The sequence below is a fragment of the Cupriavidus sp. C2SS-8b genome, assembly GCF_057073745.1.
Map to the genome: position 1 here is coordinate 262,259 of NZ_CP172716.1, position 12,424 is coordinate 274,682.

12 protein-coding genes and 1 riboswitch are annotated in these 12,424 nt (G+C 67.8%); of the genes, 9 read left to right on the top strand and 3 right to left on the bottom strand.

The genetic code is table 11. From position 1 onward, the window contains the following. Positions 1-13 precede the first annotated feature (13 nt). Both kdoO and ACIGJB_RS01165 read left to right on the top strand, forming a co-directional pair. Positions 14-922: a Kdo hydroxylase KdoO gene (kdoO, locus tag ACIGJB_RS01160; protein ID WP_483731019.1), complete on the top strand. Its 909-nt coding sequence runs from the start codon at positions 14-16 to the stop codon at positions 920-922. Between the two features lie 155 nt (positions 923-1,077). Then, the gene (locus ACIGJB_RS01165) at positions 1,078-2,757 is read left to right on the top strand and encodes a GMC family oxidoreductase (RefSeq protein WP_483731020.1); all 1,680 of its coding nucleotides are present in this window, start codon (positions 1,078-1,080) and stop codon (positions 2,755-2,757) included. Positions 2,758-2,772: 15 nt separating this feature from the next. Here ACIGJB_RS01165 and ACIGJB_RS01170 read toward each other — a convergent pair whose 3' ends face one another. Further along, on the bottom strand, positions 2,773-4,431 hold the full coding sequence (locus ACIGJB_RS01170; protein WP_483731021.1) for an acyl-CoA dehydrogenase family protein: 1,659 nt from the start codon (positions 4,429-4,431) through the stop codon (positions 2,773-2,775). 196 nt (positions 4,432-4,627) lie between these two features. Further along, a riboswitch (TPP riboswitch) is annotated at positions 4,628-4,730 on the top strand. A gap of 100 nt (positions 4,731-4,830) precedes the next feature. On the opposite strand from ACIGJB_RS01170, the gene thiC reads away from it, so the two are divergent. The 7 genes from thiC (at position 4,831) to ACIGJB_RS01205 (ending at position 11,086) form a co-directional block, all read left to right on the top strand. After that, a complete protein-coding gene (gene thiC / locus ACIGJB_RS01175) occupies positions 4,831-6,720 on the top strand; it encodes a phosphomethylpyrimidine synthase ThiC (protein WP_483731022.1) in 1,890 nt (629 codons plus the stop codon). 129 nt (positions 6,721-6,849) lie between these two features. Continuing rightward, positions 6,850-8,058, top strand: coding sequence for an FAD-dependent oxidoreductase (locus ACIGJB_RS01180; RefSeq protein WP_483731023.1), 1,209 nt, complete (start codon positions 6,850-6,852; stop codon positions 8,056-8,058). Between the two features lie 10 nt (positions 8,059-8,068). Beyond that, entirely contained in the window at positions 8,069-8,266 is a 198-nt protein-coding gene (gene thiS, locus ACIGJB_RS01185) for a sulfur carrier protein ThiS (protein ID WP_483731024.1), read from the top strand. 4 nt (positions 8,267-8,270) lie between these two features. Continuing rightward, positions 8,271-9,107 carry a thiazole synthase gene (locus ACIGJB_RS01190; RefSeq protein ID WP_483731025.1) on the top strand — a complete coding sequence of 279 codons (837 nt, stop codon included), beginning with the start codon at positions 8,271-8,273 and terminating at the stop codon, positions 9,105-9,107. Then, positions 9,104-10,240: a thiamine phosphate synthase gene (locus ACIGJB_RS01195; protein ID WP_483731026.1), complete on the top strand. Its 1,137-nt coding sequence runs from the start codon at positions 9,104-9,106 to the stop codon at positions 10,238-10,240. Before ACIGJB_RS01190 ends, ACIGJB_RS01195 begins: the two co-directional genes overlap by 4 nt. Positions 10,241-10,306: 66 nt before the next feature. Next, positions 10,307-10,531, top strand: coding sequence for a type II toxin-antitoxin system RelB family antitoxin (relB, locus tag ACIGJB_RS01200; protein WP_483731027.1), 225 nt, complete (start codon positions 10,307-10,309; stop codon positions 10,529-10,531). Positions 10,532-10,639: 108 nt separating this feature from the next. Further along, complete coding sequence (locus ACIGJB_RS01205; RefSeq protein WP_483731028.1) at positions 10,640-11,086, top strand: PaaI family thioesterase; 447 nt, start codon at positions 10,640-10,642, stop codon at positions 11,084-11,086. Position 11,087: 1 nt separating this feature from the next. Here the strand turns inward: ACIGJB_RS01205 and ACIGJB_RS01210 are convergent, their stop codons facing one another. Then, positions 11,088-11,522 carry a PGDYG domain-containing protein gene (locus tag ACIGJB_RS01210; RefSeq protein ID WP_483731029.1) on the bottom strand — a complete coding sequence of 145 codons (435 nt, stop codon included), beginning with the start codon at positions 11,520-11,522 and terminating at the stop codon, positions 11,088-11,090. A gap of 11 nt (positions 11,523-11,533) precedes the next feature. After that, the gene (thiD, locus tag ACIGJB_RS01215; RefSeq protein ID WP_483731030.1) at positions 11,534-12,370 is read right to left on the bottom strand and encodes a bifunctional hydroxymethylpyrimidine kinase/phosphomethylpyrimidine kinase; all 837 of its coding nucleotides are present in this window, start codon (positions 12,368-12,370) and stop codon (positions 11,534-11,536) included. Positions 12,371-12,424 lie beyond the last annotated feature (54 nt).

Here is a 12,424-nt window from a genome sequence, read left to right on the forward strand (position 1 = left end):
ACCGAGAAAGCCCATGCCATCCGCTACCTCTTCCGAAAAACTCGACCTGATCCGCCCGCAGCCATACACCGATTGGTCGCCCGCGGTGGATGCCGCGACGCAGGCGGACCTGCGCCGGCAACTCGAGCAAGGCGCGGTGCTGTATTTCCCGGACCTGCACTTCCGCTTCGAGCCGGGCGAGGAACGCTTTCTCGACAGCCGCTATTCGGACGGCAAGTCGAAGAACATCAACCTGCGCGCCACCGATACCGCCGTGCGCGGCGCGCAGGGCACCGAACAGGACCTCGCCGACCTGTACCGCCTGATCCACCGCTATGCCGAATTCAGCGAAAAGCTGGTGCTGTCGCTGTTCCCAGAGTACGGCCCGTACATGACGCGCGCGGGCACGTCGCTGCGGCCGAGCCAGATTGCCGGCCGCGCCGTCAGCTGGCGCAAGGACGACACCCGCCTGCACGTCGATTCCTTCCCGTCGAATCCGCTGCTCGGCAAGCGCCTGCTGCGCGTGTTCCACAACATCGATCCGGAAGCGCCGCGCGTGTGGCGCGTGGGCGAGCCGTTTGCCGATTTTGCGCAGCGCTTCGTGCCGAAGACCCGCGGCATGTGGCCCGGGCAGGCGGCGCTGATGAAGCTGCTTCACATCACCAAGCGCACGCGTTCCGAATATGACCATCGCATGCTGCAGCTGCACGATCTGGCCAAGGCGGACCTGGACTATCAGGCCAGCGTGCCGCAGCAGGAATTCCACTTCCCGCCCGGATCGACCTGGATCGTCTTCAGCGACCAGTTGCTGCATGCGGCCATGCGTGGCCGCGCGATGATGGAGCAGACCATCTACCTGGATCCGAAGGCCATCTCGGACCATACCCACTCGCCGGAAGCCGTGCTGTCGCGCATGCTGAGCCGGCCGATGCTGGTTTCCTGACCGTCCCGCGCGCCCTGCGACGCTGCAAGGCGCGTAGCCACCGGCCTTCACTTCGCGCTACGCCAGCGCCTACACTGGTCTTCATGGCTTGCCATCCTCCGGGGCGGGCAGAGGGCGCACGCCCCGCCGCAATCTCCGGGGTCGCGGGGAGACAGATGGAAACCACGTATGACTATGTCATTGTCGGCGCGGGTTCGGCCGGATGCGCGCTGGCCGGGCGCCTGGCCGACAGCGGCAGCGACAGTATCGCGCTGATCGAAGCAGGCCATCACGACCACCATGTGCTGGTGCGCACACCCGCGGGCGCCGCAGCATTGCTGCCGCGCGCCGGCGCGCGCAACTATGCCTACGAGACCGTGCCCCAGCCGGGCCTGAACGGCAGGCGCGGCTTCCAGCCGCGAGGACGCGGGCTGGGCGGCAGTTCGTCGATCAACGCCATGATCTACACGCGCGGCCGTCCGGCGGATTACGACGACTGGGCCGCCATGGGTTGCGACGGCTGGTCCTGGGACGACGTGCTGCCGTACTTCCGCCGCGCCGAGTGCAATGCGCGCGTGGCGGGCAGCGACGACGATCCGCTGCATGGCGGCACGGGGCCGCTCCATGTGTCGGACCTGCGCACGCCGAATCCATTCGGCCAGCATTTCATCGACGCCGCGCAGCAGGCCGGCTATGTGCGCAACGACGACTTCAACGGCGAGGAGCAGGAAGGTGTCGGCTGGTACCAGGTCACGCAGCATGAGGGCGAGCGCTGGAACGCAGCGCGTGCCTACCTGCATGGCGGCAACGCACGCGACAAGGCCTGTAACGGCGGACGTGCCGGCCTGCACGTGCTGACCGGCATGCAGGTGCTGCGCATTGTGTTCGAGGGCAGGCATGCGGTGGGCGTACTGGCTGTGCGCAACGGCCGCCAGCACCTGCTGCGCGCGCGCCGCGACGTGATCCTGTCGGCCGGCACCTTCGGCTCGCCACAGCTGCTGATGGCCTCCGGCGTTGGGCCTGCGGCGCACCTGCGAGAACATGGCATACCGGTGGTGCATGACCTGCCCGGCGTGGGCGGCAACCTGCAGGACCATCTCGACATCATCCTGCACAAGCGCGTGGCCGCGCCCGAACTGTTCGGCCTGTCGCTGGGCGGCGCCATGCACATGCTGTCCGAGATGCTGCGCTACCGGCGCGAGCGTGCGGGCATGATGAGTTCGAACTTTGCCGAGGCCGGCGCGTTCCTGCGCAGCCGTCCCGAGCTGGCCGAGCCCGACCTGCAGCTGCATTTCGTGGTGGGCATGGCCGACGACCATATGCGCACGATCCGCTTTGGCCATGGCTATTCCTGCCATGTGTGCGTGCTGCGCCCGCGCAGCCGCGGCGAAGTGCGGCTCGCATCGCCCGACATGCGGCGCGCGCCGCGCATCGATCCCGGCTATCTTTCCGATCCGCGCGATCTCGACGACATGGTCGCCGGCGTGAAAATCGTGCGGCAGATCTTTGCCCAGCCGCAGCTTGCGTGCTTTGGCGGCCGCGAGTTGTATTCCGCGCACCTGCATGCTGACGGCAGCGACGATGCGGCCGTGCGCGAGATGATTCGCGAACGCGCCGACACGATCTATCATCCGGTGGGCACGTGCCGCATGGGCATGGACGCGCTGGCCGTGGTCGATCCGCAACTGCGCGTGCGCGGGGTCGAAGGCCTGCGCGTGGTCGACGCCTCGATCATGCCGACGCTGGTCGGCGGCAACACCAACGCGCCCGCCATCATGATCGGCGAGCGCGCGCACGACCTGATCCGCTATGCGCCGCGCGTGCTGCTGCGCATCCGCGAGCCCATGGAAGCCTGAGGCACGGTACCGGCTTCAGGCGCTCCAGCCGCGCTCGAACACCCGCTTCAGGGCCTCGGCATCGAGGTCGAGCGTGCCGAACACGCGCCCATGCTGCCGGCCCAGCCGGCTCGCGATAAACGCTTCGGCGTTTTCGGCGTCGGCATGTTCGAGCATCAAGGCGGCCTGTGCGGCCAGCACCAGTCCCTGTGCAAAGCGGCGGGCATTCGCTTCCAGTTGATCCGCCGGCTCGCGCAGCATGGCCTGGAGCGAATCCAGCTCCGCGCGCACGGCCGGGTGGGACGTGGCGCGGCGCGACAGGTCCTGCAGCAGCAGCGCCGCGTCATCGGGCGTGCGCTGGATCGCGCGCAGCACGTCCAGGCACATGATATTGCCCGAGCCCTCCCAGATCGAATTGACCGGCGCTTCGCGATAGAGGCGCGCCATCGGGCCGTCCTCGACATAGCCGTTGCCGCCCCAGACTTCCATGGCCTCGCCGGTCGCCTCGATCGCGCGCTTGCAGATCCAGAACTTGGCTGCGGGCGTCACCACGCGTTTCCACGCCGCGGCAAGCGGGTTGTCGGCGTGCTCGAACGCATGGGCCAGTTCCATCATCAGCAGCGTGGCGGCCTCGCTTTCGAGCGCAAGGTCGGCCAGGACGTTGCGCATCAGCGGCTGGTCGGCCAGCAGGCGGCCGAACGCGCTGCGGTGGCGCGTGTGGTGCAGCGCCTGGACGTAGGCGGCGCGCAGGATCGCGGCGCTGCCGATCACGCAGTCGAGCCGCGTGCTGGTCGCCATCTCGATGATGGTCGGGATGCCGCGGCCTTCCTCGCCGATTAGGATGCCGCTGGCCTCGCGGAACTCGACTTCGCTGCTGCTGTTGGAGCGGTTGCCGAGCTTGTCCTTCAGGCGCTGGATCAGGATCGGGTTCTTGCTGCCGTCGTCGCGAAAGCGCGGCACGGAGAAGCACGACAGCGGCCCGTCTTCGGCGCCCATGCGCGCGACCACAAGGTGCGCATCGCACATCGGCGCCGAGAAGAACCACTTGTGGCCCGTCAGCAGGTATTCGGCGCCACGGCCTTCGCCGCGCACGGGGCGGGCCACGGTGGAATTGGCGCGCACGTCCGAGCCGCCCTGTTTCTCGGTCATGCCCATGCCGATCATGATGGCGGTCTTGTCGCGCCACGGCAGGTCGCGCGCATCATGGTCCTTCGCATACAGGCGCGGTTCGAGCTCGGCGATCAGCGCGGTTTCCTTACGCAGCACGGGAATGCTCGCGAACGTCATCGTGGTCGGGCACAGCGACCCCGACTCGACCTGCGCCTGCAGGAAATAGCCCGCCGTGCGCGCTATCCAGGCGCCCGCGCGCGGTTCGGCAAACGGCAGCGCCTGCAGTTGCTGGCTGCGCAGCAGCGACAGCAGCGCATGCCAGCTCGGGTGGAAAGTGACTTGGTCGATGCGTTCGCCGGTGCGGCTGTGCGTATGCAGTTCGGGCGCGTACCGGTTGGCATCGGCGGCCCAGGCCTGCACCTCTGGCTCGCCCAGGCGCGCGCCATAGCCGGCCAGCGCCGCGCTATGCCAGCCGCCGCCAAGTCGCTCCAGAGCGTCGCTGACGATTGGATCGCAGCCAAAGAGGTTGTAGTGCACGAGATCCGGCACCTGGTTGAAGACGCGATGCGTGGCGGCGTCGGTCATGATGTCTCCTGGATCGGGCCGTTTGATTGAATGGTAGAGCACGTAGCCGCCACAAGAGTGCGCCGTTGTGCCCCTGTCGTCGATTCTTGCGGTGCAACATCGGCAATTCGATACTCCTGCGCACAGCTGTGGCACCACGAATGAGTGGGAACTGGCACTGGCGCCGGCCGGGGGCTTGTGCTTAAATTCACCCCGTTGGATGAAACAGGGGTGCCGTACGGATGGGCCGTGCGAGCTGAGAGAGTCCCTTCGAACCCGATCCGGTTAATGCCGGCGTGGGAAGTTTCTAGCAAGACCAAACGCTCTTGTCCCTCCGGGACTCGCCTCCAGGCCTCAGGCCCCGGCGGCGCTCACAGGGCTCCTGGTTTCGTCCACCCCGCAAGAGAGAGGACGACACCCATGGCCCGTACTGCCCCCGCTGCTTCCTTCGAATCGCTCGAAAGCGATCTCGACCAGAAATTCGCCTACCCGGCTTCCAGCAAGACCTACCTGACCGGCAGCCGCCCGGACATCCGCGTGCCGCTGCGTACCATCCTGCAGACGTCCACGCGTACCGAGAAGGGCGATATGCCCAACCCGCCGATCCCCGTCTACGACACCTCGGGCCCGTACAGCGACCCGGACGTGCATATCGACCTGAAGGCCGGCCTGCCGGCGCTGCGCGCGAAGTGGATCGATGAGCGCGGCGACACTGAAATTCTCAAGGGCCTGTCGTCGGAATACGGCCGTGACCGCGCCAACGACCCCGCCACCGCGCACCTGCGCTTCGCCCAGCTGACCAACCCGCGCCGCGCCAAGGCCGGCGCCAACGTGTCGCAGATGCACTATGCGCGCAAGGGCATCATCACGCCGGAAATGGAATACGTGGCGCTGCGCGAGTCGCTGAACCTGCAGGCGCTGTACGACAAGCCGGAATACAAGGCGCTGCTGCGCCAGCACCCGGGCAACGCGCTGGGCGCGGGCCTGCCGCTGCGTCCGGAAGACATCACGCCGGAATTCGTGCGCAACGAGATCGCCACGGGCCGCGCGATCATCCCCGCCAACATCAACCACACCGAGCTGGAGCCGATGGCGATCGGGCGCAATTTCCGCGTCAAGATCAACGGCAACCTGGGCAACTCCGCGGTGACGTCGTCGCTGGCCGAGGAAGTGGAAAAGATGGTGTGGTCGATCCGCTGGGGCGCCGACACCATCATGGACCTCTCGACCGGCAAGCACATCCACGAAACCCGTGAATGGATCCTGCGCAACTCGCCGGTGCCCATCGGCACGGTGCCGATCTACCAGGCGCTCGACAAGACCGGTGGCATCGCAGAGGACCTGACCTGGGAGATGTTCCGCGACACGCTGATCGAGCAGGCCGAGCAGGGCGTGGACTACTTCACGATCCACGCCGGCGTGCTGCTGCGCTACGTGCCGCTGACGGCGGACCGCGTGACGGGCATCGTCTCGCGCGGCGGCTCGATCATGGCCAAGTGGTGCCTGGCGCACCACAAGGAAAACTTCCTGTACACGCACTTCGACGAGATCTGCGAAATCATGAAGGCCTACGACGTGTCGTTCAGCCTCGGCGACGGCCTGCGTCCGGGTTGCATCGCCGACTCGAACGACGACGCCCAGTTCGGCGAACTGCGCACGCTCGGCGAGCTGACCGCCAAGGCGTGGAAGCACGACGTGCAGGTCATGATCGAAGGCCCGGGCCACGTGCCGCTGCAGCGCATCCAGGCCAATATGGATGAAGAGCTGAAGCACTGCTACGAAGCGCCGTTCTACACGCTCGGACCGCTCGTGACCGACATCGCCCCGGGCTACGACCACATCACCAGCGGCATCGGCGCGGCCAATATCGGCTGGATGGGCACCGCCATGCTGTGCTACGTGACGCCGAAGGAGCACCTGGGCCTGCCGGACAAGGAAGACGTGCGCGAAGGCATCATCACCTACAAGATCGCTGCCCACGCCGCCGACCTGGCCAAGGGCTGGCCCGGCGCGCAGCTGCGCGACAACGCGCTGTCCAAGGCACGTTTCGAGTTCCGCTGGGAAGACCAGTTCAACCTGGGCCTGGACCCGGAACGCGCGCGCTCGTACCACGACGCCACGCTGCCGGCCGAAGGCGCCAAGATCGCCCACTTCTGCTCGATGTGCGGGCCGAAGTTCTGCTCGATGAAGATCACGCAGGAAGTGCGCGACTACGCGGCCTCATTGCCGAAGGAGGCGAAGGAAGCGCAGCAGGGCATGGAAGAGAAGTCGATCGAGTTCCTGAAGAAGGGCAGCAAGATCTACTCGTAAGGCAGTACGGGCACGGTTCGCAACCGTGCCCCCGTTCGTTCCGCCTGTCGCGCAGCGCCCCGCGCGGCGGGCTATCCGTAAAAGGAGGCCGGAAGCCGCGTCGATTGCGCTGGTAGCCGGCACACATCCATGACAGCAGTGCAGTCCTTTGATGTCGCCATCCTCGGTGCCGGCCTGGCCGGGCGGCTGGCCGCCTGGCTTCTCGAGCGCCAGGGCGTGCGCGTGGCGCTGGTCGAGCGCGGCAGCCCGGACGGCTCCGGGTCGGCCGCGCACGTCGCGGCCGCCATGCTGGCGCCGCTCGCGGAGTCGGCGATTGCCGAGCGACGTATCGTCGATCTCGGCATCGCCAGCGTCGGCCTCTGGCGCGCCTGGCTCATGCAGCTGCGCGAGCCCGTGTTCTTCCAGGAGGACGGTACGCTCGTGGTATGGCATGCGCGCGACCGCGGCGAAATGTCCCTGTTCACGAGCAGGGTGCGTGCCGTAGCGCCGCCGGAACTGGTGGCGCAGCGCATGCGCGCGCTGGACGGCAAAGGCGTGGCCGAGATCGAGCCCGCGCTGGCGGGACGTTTTCCCCAAGGCTTGCTGCTGTCCGGCGAAGGCCAGCTCGACAATCGCGGGGCGCTGCGCGCGCTGCTGTCGTGCGCGGTCAGCGACGGCGTGCATTGCGTGTGGGAAGCCGGAGATGTAGACGTCGCAATGCTGCCATCGCTTGGCATTCGCGCACGCGTAGTGCTCGACTGCCGCGGCCTTGGTGCGCGCGCGGCATGGCCCGCCGAGCCGGGCAAGGACGGTCGAAGCGCGATGCCGGGCCTGCGCGGGCTGCGTGGCGAAGTCGTGCGCGTGCATGCGCCCGACGTGAAGCTGCACCGCCCGGTGCGCCTGCTGCATCCACGCTATCCGATCTATATCGCGCCCAAGCCCAATGACCTGTACGTGATCGGCGCCACCGAGCTGGAAAGCGAGGACGATTCGCCGATGAGCGTGCGTTCCGCGCTGGAGCTGTTGTCGGCGGCGCATTCTCTGCATCCGGCATTTGGGGAGGCGCGCGTGCTTGAACTGAACGTGCAGCGCCGCCCTACGCGCCCCGACCACCTGCCCGCGATCCGCGTGGACCAGCAGGCGCGCGTGGTGCGCGTGAACGGGCTGTACCGGCACGGTTTCCTGATCGCACCGGCAGTGACCGAGGCGGCGTGCGAGGTGGTGAACGCGCTGCTCAACGATGACCCGGCCGCGCATGCGGTGCCGGCCGCCCTGCGCTGGCCAGGCATGATCGAGGCCGTGACGGAAACACCCGCACTCGCCGAGGCCCCCGTAGGCCGCACCGGCCTGCTGCACTGAAGCTGAACCCATGGATATCCTGCTGAATGGCCGCCCCCTCGCTGTCGCCGACGCCGCCACGCTGGCGGACGCGGTGGTCGCGGCCAAGATTGCCCCGCCGTTCGCCGCGGCGGTCAACGGCCAGTTCGTGCCGCGCGCGGCGCACGCGGCCACGCTCCTCGCGGCCGGCGACCGCATCGACCTCGTCCAACCCGTGACGGGAGGCTGACCCCATGACATTCGAACCAACAGAAACCCTGCGCGACCCATTCGTGCTTTATGGCGAGTCCTTCGACTCGCGCCTGCTGCTGGGCACGGCCCGCTATCCGTCGCCGGCCACGCTGCAGGCGGCCGTGGAAATCTCGCGCCCGGCCATGGTGACCGTGGCGCTGCGCCGCCAGGGCGCGGTGGGCGAAGGCGAGGGCGGCCAGGCCTTCTGGCAGATGCTGAAGGCGCTGGGTGTGCCCGTGCTGCCCAACACCGCCGGCTGCTTTGCGCCGCAAGAGGTCATCACCACCGCCATGATGGCGCGCGAGGTGTTCGAGACCGACTGGATCAAGCTGGAGCTGATCGGCGATGACTACACGCTGCAGCCCGACACGCTGAACCTGCCCGCGGTGGCGGAAACGCTGATCAAGGAGGGCTTCAAGGTGCTGCCGTACTGCACGGAAGACCTGGTGCTGTGCCGCCGCCTGCTCGATGTGGGCTGCCAGGCGCTGATGCCGTGGGCCGCGCCGATCGGCACCGGCCGCGGCGCCGTCAACCCGCACGCGATGCGCGTGCTGCGCGAGCGCCTGCCGGACACGCCGCTGATCGTCGACGCGGGCCTGGGCCTGCCGTCGCACGCGGCGCAGGTGCTGGAGTGGGGTTATGACGGCGTGCTGCTGAATACCGCCGTGGCGCAGGCCGCCTATCCGGTCAACATGGCGCGCGCGTTCGCGCAGGCCGTGGAAGCGGGCCGCATTGCCTACCTGGCGGGGCCGATGCCCGAGCGCGAAGTCGCGCAGGCCAGCACCCCGGTGGTCGGCATGCCGTTCTGGCACGCCGAAGGCGCGGAGCATCGCGCATGACCCGCCACGCGATCCATGCCGCCAGCGACGGCCCGCTGCGCCAGGCCGTGCTGGAGCACTACGGCGAAACGTTTGGCGTGTCCGATCACCCGTGGCAGGCATGGCGACTCGCCGACGCGCCCGCCAGCCCTGGCGTGCACGACGTGCTGTTGTCGGATGGCGAAGCCGATGCCGACGTGATCGCACGCGTGGCCGCGGCGGGCGCAACGCTGATCGAGACCGATCGCGAAGGCGGCCACTGGATCGACACCGTGCGTTCGCCGATGGGCACGTGGGTGCTTTCCGCTCGCGCGGACGATGACCATGCGCACTCGCCGGCGTTCGTCGCGGTGCTGCTGGCCAGCCTGTCGCTGCATTTCCCCGCGCATGACGCGCTGTGCCTGGCACGTGCGTGGCGTCCGGGATCGGCGGAATGGCCGACGGAGTTCGAACGCTTCCCGCGTGTGCGCCATGCCGCCCTGGTGGCGCCCGAGGCTACCGTGCCGGCTTTTGCGCCGTGCCCGCCGGCGCTCGGCCTTTACGCCGTGGTGCCGAGCGCCGAATGGATTGAGAAGCTGGTGCCGCTGGGTGTGCCTACTGTGCAGTTGCGTTTCAAATCGGAGGATCCCGCTGCGGTGCGTGCGGAAGTCGCGCGTGCAGCGCAGGCCGCGAAGGGGTCGCAGTCGCGGTTGTTTATCAATGACCACTGGCGGATTGCGGTCGAACTGCATGCCGCCAGCGGCGGCGACAGCGGCATCTACGGCATCCACCTCGGGCAGGAAGACCTGGACGAGGCCGATCTCGACGCCTTGCGTGCGTCAGGTCTGCGCTTGGGCGTGTCCACGCACGGCTATGCCGAAATGGTGCGCGTGGCGGCGATCCGGCCGAGCTATCTGGCTCTGGGTGCAATCTTCCCGACCACCACCAAGGTCATGCCGACGGCGCCGCAGGGGATGGGGCGTTTCCAGGCGTATGTGAAGCTGATGCAGCCGGTGATTCCGTCCCTGGTCGGCATTGGCGGGGTTAATGCATCCAATATGCAGCAAGTGCTCGCGGTTGGCGTTGGCAGCGCTGCGGTTGTGCGGGCGATCACGGAAGCCGATAACGTCCCCGCAGCCGTGGCGCATCTGGTCAACCTGTTTCCCACGGGCTAAGCCTCATACAGTAGAGCGAGGCGGCCCGAGCTTTGACGGGATACCATGCGCGCTATGGAGCCCGTCATGCTTGCCATCCGATTACCTGCCGACATTGAGGAACGCCTGGAAGCCTTAGCCAAGCGGACAGGTCGCACGAAGACGTCCCATGCACGCGAAGCCATCATGCAACGCTTGGGATATCTCGAAGATCTGTATCTGGCAGACAATACTGTCCGACGTGTCCGCGCGGGGAGCGAGTCCACAGTAACGCTTGATGAGCTGGAGGATCGGCTTGGCCTCGCGGATTGAAGTCAGGCCAAGATTTGTGCGACATTCGCCCAGCCTTGGGAGCCGAATCTGACCCCGCCGCTATCATGTCGTGCCGCATCCCCGGCCACTCACCGAGCGTTTCCCAACATGTCCAGCCCGATCGAAATCGTCCCCGCCGCCCCCGGCACGCCCGAAAAGCCGTACTTCGGCATCGACGTCCCGCTGATGCGCTATTTCGGCCTGCAGCCGGAGCTGATCGAAGCGGACTATTGCCGCACGCGCCTGCCGGCGCACCCGCAACTCGTGAACAGCCGCGGCGACGTGCACGGCGGTACGCTGATGGCCGCGCTGGACTTCACGCTGAGCGGCGCGGCACGCTCGCATGCGCCCACGGAGACCGGCGTCATCACGATCGATATGTCCACACATTTCCTGGCCGCGGCGCGGGGCGAGCTGACGCTCGAAGCCCGCTGCATGCGCCGGGGCGCCCGTATCGCCTTCTGCGATGGCGAGGTCAAGGACGCCTCGGGCACGGTGGTGTGCGTCGCACGCGCGGCGTTCAAGCTGGTGCCGCTGTCCAGCGGCGGCAACTGATTCAGTCGGGCAGGCGGCGGTACACCGCCGCAAAACGCGCCTGCTCGGTGATGCCGTAGTCGCCAGGCGCGTATTGCATCAGCCAGTCGCCCGGCTTGCCGTGCAGTACATCGCCGCCGTCGGAGCGCGCGATGCTGAAGGCCTCTTCCATGCGCCGGGCCAGCACGGGTACCGGCTTGTTGCGGTAAGGGCCGTCCTCACCGTGTGCCGAGGGCTCCAGGGCCACGTACTTCGGATCAAAGCGCTCGCGCGAGACGACCCAGCGGTCGCCGGTCGCGCCGGTGACAATGGCATCGCCGACGCCGTAGCGGTTGGGGCCTTCGCGGCTCTCCAGTTCGCCGGCTTTCGCTGCAAACATCACCTGCACCTGCTCTTCCTTGACGTAGCGCGCGGCAGCGGGGTCGTCGCGCAGGTCGATATCGTTCAGTGGCTGCATATCGGCTCCGTTCAGCCCAGCACGCGCGGTGCGAAGGCGTGGTTGAGCGGGCCATTGCCCGCACCCAGTCTCAGTCCAGCGCCGGCGGCAATCGCCTGCGCCACATAGTCCAGCCCCTTGCCCGCCGCGACTTCCAGTGTGTCGCCGCGTGCCAGTTGCGCAGCGATGGCGGCAGCCAGCGTGCAGCCGGTGCCGTGCAGGTTCTTCGTGTCGATGCGCGGATGCGTGAACACGCGTACGGTGCCGTCGGCCAGCATCAGCAGGTCATCCAGCGCGCCGCTTGCGCTCGCGGGGCCATCGTCGTCGAGGTGGCCGCCCTTGAGCAGCACGGCGGGACAGCCCATCGCGATGAGGTCGGCGGCGGCTTGCTCCATGTCGGCGCGGCGCGTGATCGTGCGGCCGAGCAGGTAGGAGGCCTCGGGCAGGTTGGGCGTCACCAGCACCGCGCGCGGGAACAGCAGGCGCACCATGGCCTGGCTGGTGGCGTCATCGGAAAGCGTTGCGCCGGAGGTGGAAATCATCACCGGGTCGACCACTAGCTTGCGGATGCCGTGGCGGTCCGCCGCCGCGGCCACGGCCTCGACGATGGCCGCGGTGCCCAGCATGCCGGTCTTGGCTGCATCGACGCCGATGTCGCTGGCCACCGCGTCGATCTGCGCCGCCACCATGTCGGCGGGAATCGCATGCACGCCGGTGACGCCGAGCGTGTTCTGCGCGGTGATGGCGGTGATGGCGCTCATGCCGAAGCAGCCCAGCGCGGAGAACGTCTTGAGGTCGGCCTGGATGCCGGCGCCGCCGCCCGAGTCGGAGCCTGCGATGGTGAGGGTGCGGGGTGGTGTCGGGGTCATGTCAGGGAAGTGAGCGGAAAAAAGCCGGCGGCATTTTGCACGGGTTCACGCCGG